The organism is Herbiconiux sp. VKM Ac-2851, assembly GCF_013205105.1.
Lineage (GTDB): Bacteria > Actinomycetota > Actinomycetes > Actinomycetales > Microbacteriaceae > Herbiconiux > Herbiconiux flava.
In genome coordinates, this window is record NZ_JABMLJ010000002.1 from 143,804 (window position 1) to 162,007 (window position 18,204).

Sequence of the window (18,204 nt, forward strand, 5' to 3'; positions counted from 1 at the left end):
GGTCGGGCGGCAAACGGGCGTCGAACAGCAGAACGGGACGGGGCGTCAGCCGGCGTAGCCGGGGGCCGCCGGCAGGCCGAAGTACTCCTCGAGGGTCGGGATGCCCGTCGTGTGCAGCTCCGTCGCGAGCGGCACCCCGACCCAGCGCCAGTGCCACGGCTCGAACTCGTAGCCCGTCACGGGGGTGCCGCCGTCGGGGTAGCGCAGCACGTAGCCGAAGCGGTAGGCGTTCTGCTGCAGCCAGGTGTAGGCGGGGGTGTTCGCGAAGCAGCGACCGTCGGTCGAGCATCCGGAGACCGTGTCGAGGATGTCCATCGCCATGCCGGTCTGATGCTCGCTGAAGCCCGGGCGGGCGCTCGTGAGGTCGGCCCCCTCGACGCCGAGCGAGTTGACGTAGTAGTCGTAGGCGCGCACCTGCACGCTGTACGAGCGATAGCCGCTCTGCGCGACGAGCTGGATGCCCGTCTCCGCCTGCGCCGCATGGAACATGTCAACCAGGGCCGACGCCGCGTCGGCGCGGAGCTGGTAGCCGTTCGGGTTCGGGATGTCGCCCGGCAGGTCGACGAGGTCGGGCGGGCCGTAGTCGGCGCCGTTCTGGATGGGACGCAGCTTGTTCACCACGACCCAGGGGCTGAGCGGATCGTCCACGGAGTTCGCCGATCGGTCGAAGGCGGGAGGCGCCGGCGGGGCGGCCGGCTCGGGCGAGGGGGAGGGGGAGGGGGAGGGGGAGGGGGAGGGAGCCGGCGACACCGTGGCCGAGGCGACCGGCGCCGGAGCCGGGGAGGAGGACGGCGACGGTGTCGACGTGAACGACGGCGCCGGCAGCGCCGTCGGAGCAGCCAGCACCCCACCCGCCGGATGCAACACCCCGGTCACCACGAGCGCACCGCCCACGACGAGCGCCACGACCACGAGGGAGGCGGCGCCGATCAGCACACCGCGCAGGCGACGCCGCGAGCGCCGCTGCCGGCGGTCCATCAACCTCGACACCCGACGAGCATAACGCCCGGTGCATCGGAACCCCCTTGACGCAATGGGGAGTTCTACCCCCTTAAAAGGTGCCACCCGATTTGGGCGGGAATTCCGAACCGTGCTTGAATTGCGGATGTGCGGGGCTCCCTCCACCCGAAGTCGGGAGCCGCAGGAATCGCCCACCCACGCGTCCTGACCCGCCGTCTTACCCACACCGCTGGACACCGTTGACGATGTGGAGACCCGTGTGAGGCTGTTCGAGGCGATCCGCCGTCGCAAGGCGACGACGGCATCGGTGGCCACCATCGCCGCTCTGGCGATCGGCGTGACCACGATGGCGTTCCTCTACGAGGGCATCGAGACGGCCGACGTCGACCTCAACGACGGCGGGGTCTGGGTGACGAAGCCCTCCGGGCTGCTGCTCGGGCACCTCAACCACCCCGCCCAGGTGATCGACGGGGGCCTCCGCACCTCCTCCACCGAGTTCGACGTGCTGCAGCGCGACGAGACGGTGCTGATGCTCGACACCACGGGCTCCTCGCTGACCCCGGTCAACCCGGTCACCATGGCGCTCGAGGCCCCTCTCATCCTGCCTCCCGAGTCATCGGTGTCATTGGGCGGTCAGACGCTCACGGTGCTCGACCGCGAGACCGGAGAGCTCTGGGCCGGCCCGTCCTCGAACGCCGCGGGCCTGCAGCTCGACCCCGACGAGCCTCTCGGCGAGCTCGGGGGCGCCGGCGCGGCCGTGGCCGATGCCGCGGGCAATGTGCACGCGCTGTCGACCTCGGCCGGCAAGCTGCTCGAGTACGACCGCGACGAGAACGGTACCCTCCCGGTCGAGCCGGCCAGCACCGACTTCCCCGAGGTCGAGGAGGGCGCGCGCCTCACGCTGACGACGGTCGGCGACCAGGCCGTCGTCTTCGACGCCTCCTCCGGCAGCCTGCACCTGCCCGGCGGCTCCGTGGTCGAGCTGCCCGACGCCGAGGGCGGTGTCGTGCAGCCCACCGGGCCGGCCTCCTCCGACGTGCTGGTCGCGACGAAGACCTCGCTCATCCGGCAGCCCCTCGACGGCGGCGAGGCCACCGTGATCCCCGCCGGGGGCGAACCCGGCACGCCGGCCGCACCGGTCTTCCTAAACGGATGCGCGTACGCCGCCTGGTCCGGATCGGGAGCGTTCCTCCGCGACTGCTCGGGCGACGCGAACGACGTCGAGGACCAGATCGACGGCCTGGCGGCGAACGCCGACCTCCGCTTCCGCGTCAACCGCGACGTCGTGGTGCTGAACGATGTGTCGACCGGCGTCGTGTTCCTGGTGAATCAGGACATGAAGAAGGTCGACAACTGGGACGACATCGCCCCGCCGCCCGAGCAGAGCGACTCCGACGAGGAGGAGGACAGCACCGAGGACGAGCTCCAGGTGCTGCTGCCCGACCGCTCCGAGGAGAACACTCCCCCGACGGCCGAGGACGACGCCTTCGGCGTGCGGCCCGGCCGCACCGTGGTGCTGCCCGTGCTCGACAACGACCTCGACCCGGACGGCGACATGCTGACCGCGAAGATCGAGGGCTCCCAGCCCGGGATCGGCGAGGTGCAGCGCATCCTGAACGGAGCGGCCCTGCAGATCGTCGTCTCGCCCGACGCCTCGGGCAGCGCGAGCTTCGGGTACACCGTCGACGACGGCCGCGGCGGCAGCGACACCGCCACCGTCTCGCTCAGCGTGCGCGGCGACGAGGAGAACGCCCCGCCGAAGCAGAAGCGCGTCACCGACGTGCTGGTCGAGCTCGGGGCGAGTGTCAGCCACAACGTGCTGCCCGACTTCATCGACCCCGACGGCGACGACCTCTACGTCGTCGGCGCCTCGACCGGCACCGACGACCAGGTGCAGTACCGCCCGGACGGCCAGATCAGCTTCACCAGCATCGACCAGAACACGGGCCCCAAGGAGGTGACGGTCGTCGTCTCCGACGGTCGCACCGAGACGGAGGGCACCGTGCGCTTCCAGGTGCGCGACCCCGGCAGCCTCGCGCCGGTGACCAACGGCGACACCGTCGTGACGACCGTCGACGAACGCGTGACCGTGGCCCCGATGGACAACGACCTCAGCCCCTCGGGAGCCCCGCTCCGTCTGGCGAAGGTCAACGAGACCCCCGGGGCGGTGCTGCAGCCCGACTACACGACGGGCACCTTCGACTTCACCAGCAGCACCCCCGGCGACTACTACGTGCAGTACCTCGTCTCCGACGGCCCGAAGACCGCCGAGGGGCTCGTGCGCGTCACCGTGCTGCCCGTCACCGACAGCTCCGACCCGCCGATCGCCGTGCGCGACACGGCCCAGCTGCCGAACGGCGGCACCACGCTCGTCAACGTGCTGGCCAACGACACCGACCCGAACGGCGGCATCCTCGCCGTGCAGTCGGTGCAGGTGCCGGCCGAGGCGGGCGTGAGCGTCGAGGTGCTCGAGCACGAGATCCTGCGCATCACCGACCGCGGGCTCACCGACCCGCTCACCATCACCTACACGGTGTCGAACGGGGCGGCCTCCTCGCGCGGCGAGGTCTTCGTCACGCCGATCCCCGCCCCCGACCGCCTGCTCCCGCCGAACGCTGAGGACGACGACGTCACGGTGCGGGTCGGCGACATCGTGACGATCCCGGTGCTCGCGAACGACACCCACCCGAACGGCGACACGCTCTCGCTCTCCCCCACGCTGATCGACCCCGTGGTCGACCCGGCCGACGGCAGCATCTTCGTGGCCGGCGACACCGTGCGCTTCAAGGCCGGGCCCGAGCCGAAGACCGTCTACGCCACCTACGAGGCCGTCGACTCGCAGGGCCAGAAGGACGCCGGCTACATCACCATCCGCATCGTCGGCCCCGACGACGGCACCAACGCGCCGCCGCGACCGCAGGACGTCACGATCCGGGCGCTGCAGGGCACGACCGTGCGCATCCCGATCCCGCTCGACGGCATCGACCCCGACGGCGACTCGGTCGAGCTCGTGGGCCAGAGCTCGGCGCCCGGCAAGGGCCGCATCACCGAGGTCGGGGAGGCGTGGCTCGTCTACGAGGCGTACCCCGGCGCATCCGGAACCGACACCTTCACCTACACGGTGCGCGACCGGCTCGGCGCCTCGGCGACCGCGTCGGTGCTGGTCGGCATCATCCCGGCGAGCGAGTCGAACCAGCCGCCCTACGCGGTGAAGGACACGATCACCGCCCGCCCCGGCCGCACGGTCGCGGTCGACGTGATGGAGAACGACAACGACCCCGACGGCGACCCGATCGCCATCCGCTCCGAGGGCCTCACGGTGCCCGACGGCGTGACCGCTTCGGTCGACGGCGGGCGCGTGCTCGTCACCGCCCCGGGCGAGGCCGGCGACTACACGCTGCAGTACACGATCGTCGACCGCTGGGGTGCGGCGGCGACCGGCACGCTGCTCATGCAGGTGAGTCCGGATGCTCCGCTCGCCTCCCCCATCGCCCGCGACGACCAGGTGCCCGTCGCCGACATGCTCGACCGCGAGACCGTCGACGTGAACGTGCGCGAGAACGACGACGACCCCGACGGCACCATCGAGGGCCTGACGGTCACGAGCCCCGACCCGGCCGCGACCCCGCTCTCGAACGGCAACCTGCAGATCACGCTGCTGCCGACCTCGCAGATCATCACCTACACGGTCACCGACCAGGACGGCCTGACCGCCTCGGCCTTCGTGAACGTGCCGGGCAGCGACACGCTGCCGCCCGTGCTCCGGCCGGGCATCGAGCCGCTCGTGGTGAACGACGGCCAGACCGTCGAGGTCGAGCTCTCGGACTACGTGCTGGTGGGCGAGGGCAAGTCGGTGCGCATCACCGAGGCCGACACGGTGCGCGCCGCGAACTCGAACGGCGACGACCTGCTCGCCGACGCCGACACCCTCCGCTACACGCCGAAGCCGCGCTACGACGGCCCCGACGCGCTCAGCTTCGAGGTCACCGACGGCACCGGGCCCGATGACCCCGAGGGTCGCACGGCGACGCTCGTCATCCCGATCACCGTCGTCTCCGACTACAACACCCCGCCCGTCTTCAAGGGCGCCGCCCTCTCGATCGCCGCCGGCGAGGACGAGCAGTCGATCGACCTGCGCGGTGCCGCCGAGGACCCGGACGAGGGCGAGCTCGAGAAGCTCACGTTCTCGATCGTCGGTGACGCGCCCGCGGGCGTCTCGGTGCGGCTGGACGGCTCGACCCTCGTGGCCCGGGCCGACGCCGACGCCCCGCTGAACGTCTCGACGCTCGACATCGAGGTCTCCGACGGCGTCAACACGCCGGTGCGGGGAGCGGTGTCGATCACCGTCCTCTCGACCACGCGCACGCCGCCGTCGGCCACTGATGACGTGATACCGCAGGCGAACCAGGGTCAGAGCGTGACCGTGCCCGTGCTCGCCAACGACGTGAACCCGTTCCCGGACACCCCGCTGACGATCGTCAGCGCCACGGTGCAGACGGGTGACGGCGGCGCGAGCATCTCGGGCAGCGACGTGGTGGTCACCCCGGCGGCGACCTTCGTCGGCGTGATGGTCGTGTCGTACACCGTGCAGGACGCGACGAACGATCCCGACCGGCAGGCCTCGGCGAGCATCCGAGTGACTGTGCAGGGGCGACCGGATGCCCCCGCCACGCCGACGGTGACGAGCATCCAGGACCGCACCGTCGTGCTCAACTGGAGCCCGCCGGTGGACAACGGCGCCGTGATCACCGGCTACACGGTGACCAGCCCGCAGGGCTACTCGAAGCAGTGCGCGTCGACCACGTGCACCCTCGACGGCCTCACCAACGACGTCGAGTACACCTTCACGGTGACGGCCACGAACTCGGTCGGCACCTCCGACCCGTCGCCCTCCTCGGCGATCGCCCGGCCGGATGCTCGTCCCGCCCAGCCCCAGCCGCCGACGCTCGTCTTCGGCGACAAGAGCCTCACGGTGAATTGGGTGACGCCGCCCACGCCCGGCTCGGCCGTGCAGTCGTTCAACCTCGAGATCTCACCGGCGCCCGCACGCGGAGCCCCGTCGCGCTACGGCGTGACCGGCAACACGCTGGTCTGGGAGGGCCTGGAGAACGGCACGGCGTACCAGGTGCGCGTGCAGGCCGTGAACAAGGCCCCCGAGCCCTCGGACTTCAGCGCCTTCTCGGCGACCGAGATCCCGGCCGGCAAGCCGGAGGCGCCGGGTGCGCCGACGACGTCCCCCGCCACGCCGGTCGGCTCGCAGGCGCAGATCCAGGTGAGCTGGGGCGAGCCCGCGAACAACGGCGACGCGATCGCCTACTACGTGCTCGAGACGATGCACGACGGCACCGCCACCACCAAGCAGGTGAACGGCACCTCGGCCAACGTGGCCGTGGACGTGAGCTCGAGCGACTACACCTTCCGGGTCCTCGCCCACAACAAGGCCGGCGACTCGGAGTACAGCGGATACTCCTCGGGCCGCCGGGCGGCCGTGCCGCCGTCAGCGCCGACCTCGGTCAGCGCGGCCCCGACCGGCGCGAACGGTGTCATCAAGGTGACCTTCTCGCCGGGTTCGGGCAACGGCAGCCGCGCCGAGGAGATCGGCTATCGGTACCGGGTGAATCAGAGCGGTGCCACGGGCACCATCCCGGCCGGCGGCGGTGACATCGGTGGTCTGAGCAACGGCACCGACTACACCGTCGACGTCTGGGCGGTCTCGACGGTGGAGGGAGTGCAGCCCGGCGCCGCCGCCACCTCCAATGCGGCGAATCCCTTCGGTCCGCCCGGGCAGCCGGCCGTGAGCCACTCGAACAACGCGAAGTCGGTCACCTTCTCCTGGTCGCCTCCTGCGGCGAACGGGCGCCCGATCGTCGCCATGTACATCCAAGTCGACAACGGCGACCGCCAGCCCGTCGCGGTGGGCAACGGGTCGACCGAGGTGGGCAACGACTACAGCCAGGACCACTCGATCACCGTGATCGTCGTCGACTCCGAGGGCCAGGAGAACGCGGCGAGCGACGCAGGCCGCTCACAGGCGAAGCCGATCAACACGAAGGTGTCGCTGTCGAAGGGCGGCGACGCGCAGGGCGAGTCCGGCTGCGCAGGGACAGCCTGCCGCTACGTGCATGTCGAGATCAACACCGGCGAGCCGAACACGACCTACACGATCAACTACCGCTCGAACCGCGACAGCGGCAACTGGCTGACCTTCACGCTGACGACCGACGGTGGCGGCAACGCCGCGGTCACTCGCGGCTACTGGGGCTACCCCGGCAATCAGGTGTGGGCGGTGGCCTCCGGGCCCGACGGCAGCTTCGAGTCCAACCACATCACCTGGTAGCCACGACCACCCGACAAGACGAGGAACGCGATGACGATGACCCCCGAGCAGGCGACCTGGTTCGCCGGCACCTTCGACCGGCTGACCCAGAACGTCGGCCTGGCCGTGCTGGGCAAGGACCACGTGGTGCGGCTGGCCCTGATGGCGATGATCGCCGAGGGCCACGTGCTGCTCGAGGACGCCCCGGGCACGGGAAAGACGAGCCTGGCGAAGGCGATCGCGGCGACCGTGCAGGGCACCAGCCAGCGCATCCAGTTCACGCCCGACCTGCTGCCCTCCGACGTCACCGGCGTGACGATCTACGACCAGGACACCCGGAAGTTCGACTTCCACAAGGGCCCGATCTTCGCCTCGATCGTGCTCGCCGACGAGATCAACCGCGCCAGCCCGAAGACCCAGTCGGCTCTGCTCGAGGTGATGGAGGAGTCCCGCGTGTCGGTCGACGGCGTCGCCCACGAGGTCGGCCGCCCCTTCCTCGTGATCGCGACCCAGAACCCGATCGAGCAGGCCGGCACCTACCGGCTGCCCGAGGCGCAGCTCGACCGCTTCCTGATCAAGACGTCGATCGGCTACCCCGACCTCGCGTCGGCCGAGCAGATCCTCGCCGGTTCGGCGAACCGCAACCCCTCCTCCGGCCTGTCGCCCGTGATCACCACGTCCGCGGTCGCCGACATGGCCGATCTCGCGGCGACCGTGCACGTCGACCCGGCCATCCTGCGCTACACCGCGCAGCTCGCCGAGGAGACCCGCAACGCCCCCGAGTCGCGCCTCGGCGTCTCGGTGCGCGGCGCGATGGCGCTGATCCGCGCCTCGAAGGTCTGGGCCGCCTCGCAGGGCCGGCACTTCGTGCTGCCCGACGACATCAAGGAGCTCGCGGGGCCGGTCTGGACCCACCGCTTCGTGCTCGACGCCGAGGCCGAGTTCTCGGGGGCGACGGCCGAGGGCGTGCTCGCCCGCGTGCTGGCCGACGTCGCCGCGCCGCAGTCGAGGCAACCCGCTGCATGAGCCGGGTGGGGGAGGGAGCGCGCGCGATCCGCGGATCGGCGCCCGCACGCTGGGTGACGGAGACGGGCTGGCCCGCGGTGTCGACGACGGCACGTCGCGCCGGGTCGGCCGTCGCGCCCGCCGTCGGCCCGGTGCTCGGCACCGTGTCGGGGTTCGGCTGGGCCGTGCTCGGGGTGACGGTCGTCGCGATCGTCGCCGGCCTGGCGCTGGGCTGGCGGGAACTGCTGGTGATCGGCTTCGTGCTGCTCGCCGCGCTGCTGATCGCGATCGGCTTCGCCGTGGGCCGCTCGGCCTACGCGGTGCGGCTCGACCTCGCCCTCACCCGAGTGGTCGTGGGTGAGCGGGCCGTCGGCCGGCTCGCCGTCTCGAACACCTCGGCCCGCCCCCTCCTGCCCGCCCGCATCGAGCTGCCCGTCGGCTCGGCCTTCGCCTCCTTCCAGCTGCCGCGCCTCGCTCCCGAGGCCGAGCACGACGAGCTGTTCGGGATCCCGACCGGCCGTCGTGCCGTGATCGTGGTCGGGCCCGTGCGATCGGTTCGCGGCGATCCGCTGGGACTGCTGCGGCGGGAGCTGCGGTGGACCGACCCGGTCGACCTGTTCGTGCATCCGAGGACCGTCTCGCTCGGCGGCTCGTCGTCGGGGTTCCTGCGCGACCTCGAGGGCGTCGAGAGCCGGGTGCTCTCGGACAACGACGTCTCGTTCCACGCGCTGCGCGAGTACGTGCCGGGGGATGACCGGCGGTACATCCACTGGAAGACCTCGGCCCGCACGGGCAAGCTGATGGTGCGCCAGTTCGAGGAGACCCGCCGCTCGCACCTCGCCATCGCGCTCTCGACGAACCGCGCCGACTACGCCGACGGCGAGAGGGGCGACGAGGAGTTCGAGCTCGCGGTCTCGGTCTGCGGCTCGCTCGCCGTGCAGGCGCTGATGGAGGAGCGCGAGATCACCGTGCTCACCCCCGCGAGCACCCTGCACGCCGAGACCGGCCGGCGCCTGCTCGACGAGCTCTCGGCCGTCGAGCAGAGCGAGACCAGCCGCGAGACCGTCGTGCAGCTCGCCAAGACCACGGGCACCGCGGTGCCGCAGGCGTCGGTGGCGTTCCTGCTCTTCGGCAGCGGCGTGACGCCCACCCAGATCCAGGCGTCGTCGATGCACATCCCGCTCGGCGTGCGCGTGATCGCGATCGCCTCGCGGCCCGGCGAGCGGATGTCGCTGCGCACCCTCGGCGACATCACCCTGCTGACCGTGGGCGACCTGACCGACCTGCCCCGCGCACTCCGGAGGGCCAACAGCTGATGACCACGGCCTCCAGTCCCCGCCGCGCCAGTGCCTCGAGCCCGCGCCGCGCCGCGCGCGCCTCCACCCCGCTGCTCCCGCCGCTGCCCGCGTCGGCCCGTCCGGCCTGGGCCGTCGCGACCGACGCCGCGGTCGTGCTGCTGCTCGCGATCGTCTCGGTGCTCACCCTCGGCCCCGCGTTCGGCGGTGTCGGCTACCTCGTGGCCGGCATCGGCGGCGCGGTGCTCGGCATCCTGATCGGCGCGGCCGGCTGGCGGCTGTCGTGGAACCTGCTGATCGTCGCCGCGGCCACCGTCGTGGTCTACCTGCTCTTCGGGGGGCCGCTCGCGGCACCCGGCACCACGATCCTCGGGGTCGTCCCGACGCTCGACACCCTGCGCACCCTCGTGCTCGGCATCGTGTTCTCATGGAAGGACGCGCTCACCCTCGTGGTGCCCGTCGGCGAGTTCGACGGCACGCTCGTGGTGCCCTTCCTCTCGGCGCTGGTCGCCACCGTGCTGGCGACGAGCTTCGCGCTGCGCCTGAAGCACGCCGGCTGGACCCTGCTGCCGCTCACCCTGCTGTTCGTGCTCGGCATCGCCTTCGGCACCCGCGAGGCCGCGTTCCCCGTCGTGCTGGGGCTCGCCTTCGCCGGCGTCGCCCTGGTCTGGACGGCCTGGCGCCGGCAGGAGTCCCGCGCCCGCGCCTCCCGCGGCACCGACCTCGGTGGCGGCGGCTCGCTCGACCCTGCGACCGCGAAGGCCCTGCGCACCACCCGCCTCGCCGCGGGCGCCGGCCTGGTCGTTGGCGCGCTCGTCGTGGGCGCCGTCACCGGCGGCCTGCTCGTGCCCGCCTCGGCCCGGGAGGTGCTGCGCGACAACGTCGTGCCGCCGCTCGACCTGCACGACTACGCGAGCCCGCTGGTGGGCTTCCGCAGCTACGTGCGCGACTTCAAGGAGGAGTCGCTCTTCACCGTGAAGGGCCTGCCGACGGATGCGCGCATCCGCCTCGCCACGCTCGACAGCTACGACGGCATCGTCTACGACGTGGCCGGCGACGGCACCGAGGGCTCGGGCACCTTCACCCGCGTCTCGAGCGAGATCGCCAACGACGTCGCCGGCGAACCGGTGAGCGTCGACATCGGCATCACGGGCTTGACCGGGGTCTGGATGCCCGACCTCGGCTACCTCGACGGCCTCCGCTTCACGGGCGACCGTGCCGACGAGCTCGAGGGCGCCCTGCACTACAACGCGGCCACCGGTGTGGCGCTCGACACCCTCGGCGTGCGGGACGGCGACAGCTACACCGTCGACGCCGTGCTGCCCCCGACCTTCACGGACGAGCAGCTCGCCAGCCGCTCGGTCGACTCCGTCGCGCTGCCGCGGGCCTCCGGCGTTCCGGATGTCGTGAGCTCGCTGGCCTCGGAGTACGTGGGCGACGCCGACACCCCCATCGAGGAGGTGCGCAACCTCGCGGCGAACCTCAGCCAGAACGGCTTCTTCAGCCACGGCCTCGAGGGCGAGGCCGTCTCGCGGGCCGGACACGGCGCCGAGCGCATCGCGAGCATGCTCGCGGCCGAGCAGATGGTGGGCGACGACGAGCAGTACTCGGTCGCCATGGCGCTCATGGTGCGCTCGCTCGGTATGCCCGCCCGGGTCGTGATGGGGTTCCACCCCGACGAGTACGCGGGGCCGGATGCGACGCAGGAGATCACGGGAGACGACCTGCACGCGTGGGTCGAGGTGCCGTTCGAGGGCGCCGGCTGGGTCGCGTTCGATCCGACGCCGCCCGAGGATCAGGTGCCGCTCGAGGAGGCCCCGAAGCCGAAGTCGGATCCGAAGGCCCAGGTGCTGCAACCGCCGCCCCCGCCGCAGGCTCCCGCGGAACTGCCGCCGGACATCCGCACCGAGGACACCGAGCAGGAGGACGCGGAGAAGGACGGCTTCGACTTCCTGCCCGTGGCCCTCGCGGTGGGCGGTGGGCTGGTGCTGCTGATCCTGATCCTCGGCCCGCTGCTCGCGATCGCGCTGCTGAAGCTGCGGCGGCGGAAGCGCCGGCGCCTGGCACCGCGTCCGGCCGACCGCGTGAGCGGCGGCTGGGACGAGATCGTCGACCGGGCGGGCGACCTCGGCACCCCGGTGCCCGCGGGCGTGACCCGCCGGGACGGCGCCCGTGTGCTCGCGACCGCGTATCCGTCGGCCCCCGTGCTCGACGTGGCGACGAAGGCCGACTCGAGCGTGTTCGGCCCGGGAGAGCCCGCCGACGACGAGGTGGAGCGGTACTGGACCGAGGTCGACGCCGTGGTGAGCACGATGGCCGCGTCGGTGTCGTGGTGGACCCGGCTGAAGGCGCGCTGGTCGGTGCGGTCGCTCGTGCGCGGGCGCAAGGCACCGGCCGGGACCGGGCGGTCGGCCGCCGCCGCCGGGCGGGATCGGGCAGGAGCCGCCGGGCCGGACGTCACGCCCGCGGCCGGGCGAGGCCGTACGGTGGACACTGGCCCCGCAGACCGAGCGACGACGCCTGGAGGAGACACCCCATGACCGATGCCGGCCACCCCTGCGTGCAGTGCGGCTCCCCCGTGCCGCGCAACGCGCAGTTCTGCCTCGTCTGCGGCACCCCCGCGTCCGCCGCACGGAGCCAGTCCGCAGCCCTCGGCTCCGTCGCGGGCCAGGCGCCCGCCGCGGGTCCGGGCTCGGCGCCGATCGACGGCTGGCGGCCCGACCCGGCGGTCGAGCCGATCCGCGAGGGCGACCTGATCCCGGCGGGCTACGGCCGTCGCGTGCTCGCGTTCCTGCTCGACGGCGTCTTCGGCTCGGTGCTCTGGCTCGTCATCGTGCTGCCGCTGATGGCGCTCGGCGTGATCGCGTTCCAGACCCAGGAGACCACCATCTCCTTCACCGGCCCCAGCGCCGTGCTGCTGCTCGTCGCCTCGGTGCTCTACCCGATCGTCTCGCTGCTGATGCAGGCACTGATCGGCTTCTCGCCGGGCAAGGCGCTGATGGGCCTCCGCATCGTGCGGCTCGACACGCTCGGCCGGGTTGGCATCCTGCACATGCTGCTGCGCTGGCTCGTGGTCGCGGCCGCCTCGCTCGTCTTCCTGATCGGCCAGTACGTCGTCTGGCTGTCCCCCCTCTGGGACGCCTCCAAGATGAGCCGCGGCTGGCACGACAAGCTCGCGGGCACCTGGGTCATCGACGTCAAGGCGGGGCCGAACCCGCTCAAGGCGCGGCCGGGGCAGCTGGTGCTCGACGAGTCCGAGCCCGCTCCGGTTCCGGTTCCGGATGCTCTCACGAGCGGGCCGCGGAACGCCGCTCCCGTGGCTCCGGCCGCCGCGCCCGCGCCTGCCGCGCCGCCCGCCACCGAGTCGTTCGCGCCCATCGACCGCGTGCCGGGGTTCGCGCCGGAGGGTGCGGGGGCCGCCGCGGCGGCCGCACGCGCATCCGCCCCGCCCGCCGTCGACGACTTCGAGAGCACGCGGCTGTCGGGCTCGGGGCCGGTCTCGGTGCCGGCCGGCGTGATCGTGTTCCGGCTCGACACCGGCGAGGTCGTGCCGATCACCCGGCACGGCGCGCTCGGCCGCGACCCGGTGGCGCCGGGCGGCGACCCGTCCGACCTGCTGATCGCGCTGCAGGGCGACACCCTCTCGGTGTCGAAGACGCACCTGGAGTTCGGGCTGGAGGACGGCCGCGTCTGGGTGAGCGACCGCGGCTCGACCAACGGCACGGCGCTCGTGCGCGGCGACGGCGCCGAGCTGGAGCTCGACCCGGGCGAGCGCGTGCGGGTGGAGGCGGGCGACCGCATCCGCGTGGGCACGCGCGTGCTGCAGGTGGAGGGCTCGGCATGAGCGACGACACCGGGGCGCCCGGCGTAACTCTCGCGGAGCTGCGCCTCCAGGTGGGCACGGCGACCCACACGGGGCTGCGCCGACGCGCGAACGAGGACGCGTTCCTCGCCGCCGAGCCGCTCTTCCTCGTCGCCGACGGGATGGGCGGGCACGAGGCCGGCGAGGTCGCCAGCGCCTTGGCCGTCGACGCCTTCGCCACGCTGACCGGCACGGCGAGCGTCGCCGCCGCGGACCTCCGCGACGCCTTCGGGCGGGCACACGAGTCGATCGCGGCGATCGTGTCGACCGGGCTGCGACGGGCCGGAACCACCGTGTCGGGCGTCGCCATCGCCGAGAGCGACGGGCGGGCGCACTGGCTCGTGTTCAACCTCGGCGACTCGCGCACCTACCGGCTGGCCGACGGGGAGCTGGAGCAGATCAGCGTCGACCACTCCGTCGTGCAGGAGATGCTCGACGGCGGCACGCTCTCCCGGGCGGCCGCCGCGACGCACCCCGAGCGGAACGTCATCACCCGCGCACTGGGGGCGGGCGGACCGTACCAGGCGGACTACTGGCTGGTGCCCGTGGAGTCGGGCGACCGCATCCTGATCTGCTCGGACGGGGTGTCGGGCGAGCTCGACGACGAGCTGATCGAGCGCATCCTGCTCGAGGAGCACGAGAGCCAGGAGGCCGCGAGCCGTCTGGTGCACGAAGGTCTGCTGCACGGCGGACGCGACAACCTCACCGCCGTGGTCGTCGACGCGTACGACCGCGCCGGATTCGAAGCGCATGCCGCCGGATCGGCCGACGGGCCCGGCGGCCGCCGGCGCGACCCGCACGGTGAGGACACCATCCCCCGGCCTCCGGTCGACGTGGGCGGAAGGAACTGACATGAGCGAGATCCTGTACAGCCCCGGAGCCTGGCGCGCGGTCGTGGCGTCCGGAGGCGTCGTGGTGCTGCCGCCGACCGTCGACGGGGCGCTGCTCGGGCGCATCCGGGCGGCGCTCGACTCGGGAGAGGGCCTGGGGGCCGTGCTCTCGTCGCTCGCCGAGGCGTTCGGCGGGGGCTTCAGTGCTCTGCCGCCGTTCGCGGTGGTGACGTTCGACGCCGACGGCGGGCTGCGGCTGGCCGTGCGCGGCGAGGCCTCGGTGTCGATCTCCGAGGATTCCGGCCCGGTGGTGGTGTCGGGGGCCGGCGTGAGCACGTGGAGCGAGCGAGCGGTGCCGGCGGCGACCGGGTTCGTGGTGAGCACGCCGGAGGCCTCGGCGGGTGGCGAACGCTTCGCCATCGTGTCGGGGGTCGTGCTGGTGAGCGAGGTGGCGGTGGTTTCGGGGGCGGCGATCGAGTCGCCGCCGGCGGCTGCGCCTATCGCTGTCGCCGCGCCCGCGCCCGCGCCCGAGACGGCGCCTGCACCGTCGGCCGCGCCCGCACCCGAGGTGACACCGGAACCGGCTGCTGCCCTTAAGGCGGTATCCGAACCCGAGCCGGAGCCCGTCCCCGAGCCCGAGCCGGAACCCGTCCCCGAGGTCGAGCTGACCCAGGATGTCGCGAGCGAGCTCGAGAGCACACAGGCCGAAGAGCTCGAGAGCACCCAGGCCGAGCTGCCCGACGACGCGTACGACCACCTGTGGGGCGCGACCGTCGTGAAGTCCGTCGAGGACGCCGCCGTGCGCGAGCTCGACGACGAGGAGGCGGAGGCCGAGAGCGCCGCGGCGGCGGTGCCGGTCGCGCCCCCGACGCCTCCGACGCCGGCCCCGGAACCTGCGCCGCAGACGCCGTCCGCCCCCACGCCGGCGCCCGCGGTGCAGGGCACCGGGTTGATCGACAGCGTTCCCGGCTTCGGGAGCGTCGGCGCCGCATCCGGGAGCCCCGCCCTGCTCGGCACCACCGTGCCGCCCGCCGCGCCCAAGCCGCCGCAGAGCACCGTGGCCCCTGCAGCCCCCGCGGCCGGCCCCGCCGGCGACGACCACGACGGCCTCACCGTCACGGTCTCCGAGCTCGAGGCCATGCGCCGCCTCGCCGACGCCGACGCCGCACCCGCCGCGGCAGGCCTGCCCGCCGACGCGCTCGGTCGCATCGTCCTCTCCACCGGCGAGAGCTACGACCTCGACCGCCCCGTCATCATCGGCCGCCGCCCCCGCGCCAACCGCGTGCAGGCCGACGCGGTGCCCGTGCTCGTCACGGTCGCGAGCCCCGAGCAGGACATCTCCCGCAACCACCTCGAGATCCGCCTCGAGGGCCGGCACGTGCTCGCCGTCGACCTCGCCACCACGAACGGAAGCGTGCTGCACCGCGAGGGCACCCCGCCCAAGCGCCTCGGCCCGAACGAGCCCGAGCTCGTGCTGAGCGGCGACGTGATCGACCTCGGCGACGGCGTGACCGTGGCGTTCGAGGAGATCCCGTGAGCGCCCGCCGGCCGCCCTCGGCCCCGCCCGAGATCCCCGGCTTCTCGTTCGTCGAGCTGCTCGGCTCCGGCGGGTTCGCCGACGTCTTCCTCTACGAGCAGCGGATGCCCCGCCGCCGCGTCGCCATCAAGGTGCTGCTCGCCGAGGCCCTCACCGAAGGTGCCCGGGAGAGCTTCGACGCCGAGGCGAACCTGATGGCGCAGCTCTCGACGCACCCCTCGATCGTCACGATCTACCAGGCGGACATCGCGGGCGACGGCCGCCCCTACCTCGCGATGGAGTACTGCCCGAAGCCGAACCTCGGCGCCCGCTACCGGCGCGAGAAGATCAGCGTGGCCGAGGCGCTCCGCATCGGGGTGCAGGTCGCGGGTGCTGTCGAGACCTCGCACCGCGCGGGCATCCTGCACCGCGACATCAAGCCGGCCAATATTCTCGTGACGGAATACAACCGTCCGGCCCTGACCGACTTCGGCATCTCGGTGGCGCTGGTGGGTGGGGCGGGCCCGGGCGCGACGGCGGGCACCGAGCAGGAATCGGTGGGCATGTCGATCCCGTGGTCGCCGCCCGAGGTGTTCGGCGCGGTGCCGCAGAGCGGGGCGGCCGCCGACATCTACGCGCTCGGGGCGACGGTCTACACGATCCTCGCGGGCCGCTCGCCCTTCGAGGTGCCGGGCGGCTCGAACACGGGCCTCGACCTGATCGCGCGCATCCAGTCGGCCCCGCTCGCCCCCACCGGGCGGCCCGACGTGCCCGCCTCGCTCGAGCAGGTGCTCGCCACGGCGATGGCCAAGAGAGCGGATGCCCGCTATTCCTCCGCGCTCGAGTTCGCCCGGGCGCTGCAGAAGATCCAGCTCGAGCTCGCGATGTCGGTCACCCCGGCCGACGTGCTCGACGACGCCCTCCCCTCCGACGACTTCGAGGAGGAGGACGACGGCAACACGCGCATCCGCGGCATCGTCACCATCGACCCCACGGCTCCCGCCCCGGCCCGCGGCCGCCGCGCGACCCCGCCGCCCGCGCCCACTCCTGTTCCCCGCGCGACGCCCCCCGCCCGAACCCCCACCTCCGCGAGTGGTCACTATTCGCGCGAAACACCCGCGTATGGCGCCACGAGTGACCACTCGCGAGGAATGGGCGCGGCGGACGAGGTGCTCGAAGAGACCGTGCATCGACCCAGCGCGGCGGGCGCGAGCGGCGCCGACGCGGAAGGCGCCGCGCCCTCGCGGCGCAGCCGCGTGCCGTGGATCGTCGGCAGCGCCGCCCTCGTGCTGCTCGTCGGCGCCGGCGTGATCGTGTTCGCGCTGAACGGCGGCGCCGGCAGCCCGGCCGAGCAGAACGCCGAGGCCACCGACGAGCCCGTCGACACCGTGCAGATCGACGACGCCGACATCCAGGCCCCCACCGACGTCACCGGCACCACCACCCCCGACGGCGTCGTCTTCACCTGGACCAACCCCGACCCCCAGCCCGGCGACACCTACCGCTGGACGCCCACCACCCCCGGAACCGAGCAGCAGGCCCGCACGATCGACCAGCCCACCGTCACGGTGGAGCCCGAAGGAGGACAGCCCGTGTGCATCGAGGTGAGCGTGGTGCGCAGTGACGGCCGAGGCTCCGACGCGGCGGCGGGATGCGCGAAATGAGCACCCCCGACGAGACCACGACTCCCCCGCCCAGCACTCCCGCGAACCGCTCCGACGCGAACGTGGAGTTCTGCGGCGAATGGTTCGCCCTCGACCCGGCGAAGCCGTTCGAGATCGGCCGCGACGCCGATCTCGACATCGACGACAACCAGTACCTGCACCGCCGCTTCCTGCAGATCGCGAACGTCGACGGCATGTGGTGGCTCTCGAACGTCGGCTCCCGGCTGAGCGCCACCGTCTCCGACGCCAGCCGCACCATGCAGGCCTGGCTCGCCCCGGGCGCCCGGATGCCCATCGTCTTCGGCCTCACCACCGTGGTCTTCACCGCGGGCCCCACGAGCTACGAGTTCACGGTGCACACCAGCACGCCGACCTTCTTCGACTCCACCCCCGTGCCCGACGGCACCGGTGCCACCACGGTCGGCGCCGTCACCTTCACCGCCTCGCAGAAGCTGCTCATCCTGGCCCTCGCCGAGCCGATGCTGAAGCGCGACGGCACCGGCACGAGCGAGATCCCGTCGAGCCAGCTCGCCGCCGAACGGCTCGGCTGGGCCCTCAGCCGTTTCAACCGCAAGCTCGACAACGTCTGCGACAAGCTCAGCCGCACCGGGGTCGAGGGCCTGCGCGGCGGCGTCGGCGCCCTCGCCACCAACCGCCGGGCGCGGCTCGTGGAGTACGCGGTGCTCTCGCGCCTCGTCACGAAGAACGACCTCCCGCTGCTCGACCAGCCCCACGACGACACCGACGACAGGTAGC

10 protein-coding genes are annotated in these 18,204 nt (G+C 72.8%); 9 read left to right on the forward strand and 1 reads right to left on the reverse strand.

The features are described from left to right. Positions 1–45: 45 nt before the first annotated feature. On the reverse strand, positions 46–990 hold the full coding sequence (locus HQQ85_RS07415; protein WP_173181905.1) for a M15 family metallopeptidase: 945 nt from the start codon (positions 988–990) through the stop codon (positions 46–48). Positions 991–1,219: 229 nt separating this feature from the next. Between HQQ85_RS07415 and HQQ85_RS07420 the strand changes: the two genes are divergently transcribed. The 9 genes from HQQ85_RS07420 to HQQ85_RS07460 are packed head-to-tail and all read left to right on the forward strand — an operon-like array spanning position 1,220 to position 18,203. Continuing rightward, positions 1,220–7,297: an Ig-like domain-containing protein gene (locus HQQ85_RS07420; RefSeq protein ID WP_173181906.1), complete on the forward strand. Its 6,078-nt coding sequence runs from the start codon at positions 1,220–1,222 to the stop codon at positions 7,295–7,297. Positions 7,298–7,327: 30 nt separating this feature from the next. Further along, positions 7,328–8,302 (forward strand): MoxR family ATPase, encoded by a 975-nt coding sequence (locus HQQ85_RS07425; protein WP_173181907.1) that lies wholly within the window; start codon positions 7,328–7,330, stop codon positions 8,300–8,302. After that, entirely contained in the window at positions 8,299–9,597 is a 1,299-nt protein-coding gene (locus HQQ85_RS07430; protein ID WP_173181908.1) for a DUF58 domain-containing protein, read from the forward strand. Before HQQ85_RS07425 ends, HQQ85_RS07430 begins: the two co-directional genes overlap by 4 nt. After that, positions 9,597–12,116: a transglutaminase family protein gene (locus HQQ85_RS07435; protein WP_173181909.1), complete on the forward strand. Its 2,520-nt coding sequence runs from the start codon at positions 9,597–9,599 to the stop codon at positions 12,114–12,116. The genes HQQ85_RS07430 and HQQ85_RS07435 overlap by 1 nt, the downstream gene beginning before the upstream one ends. After that, entirely contained in the window at positions 12,113–13,420 is a 1,308-nt protein-coding gene (locus HQQ85_RS07440; RefSeq protein WP_173181910.1) for an RDD family protein, read from the forward strand. The genes HQQ85_RS07435 and HQQ85_RS07440 overlap by 4 nt, the downstream gene beginning before the upstream one ends. Continuing rightward, on the forward strand, positions 13,417–14,289 hold the full coding sequence (locus HQQ85_RS07445) for a PP2C family serine/threonine-protein phosphatase (RefSeq protein WP_173181911.1): 873 nt from the start codon (positions 13,417–13,419) through the stop codon (positions 14,287–14,289). The genes HQQ85_RS07440 and HQQ85_RS07445 overlap by 4 nt, the downstream gene beginning before the upstream one ends. A 1-nt stretch (position 14,290) precedes the next feature. Next, complete coding sequence (locus HQQ85_RS07450) at positions 14,291–15,805, forward strand: FHA domain-containing protein (RefSeq protein WP_173181912.1); 1,515 nt, start codon at positions 14,291–14,293, stop codon at positions 15,803–15,805. Further along, a complete protein-coding gene (locus tag HQQ85_RS07455) occupies positions 15,802–17,448 on the forward strand; it encodes a serine/threonine-protein kinase (protein WP_173181913.1) in 1,647 nt (548 codons plus the stop codon). Before HQQ85_RS07450 ends, HQQ85_RS07455 begins: the two co-directional genes overlap by 4 nt. Then, positions 17,445–18,203 carry a hypothetical protein gene (locus tag HQQ85_RS07460; protein ID WP_216851583.1) on the forward strand — a complete coding sequence of 253 codons (759 nt, stop codon included), beginning with the start codon at positions 17,445–17,447 and terminating at the stop codon, positions 18,201–18,203. Before HQQ85_RS07455 ends, HQQ85_RS07460 begins: the two co-directional genes overlap by 4 nt. The last annotated feature ends 1 nt before the right edge of the window (position 18,204 follow it).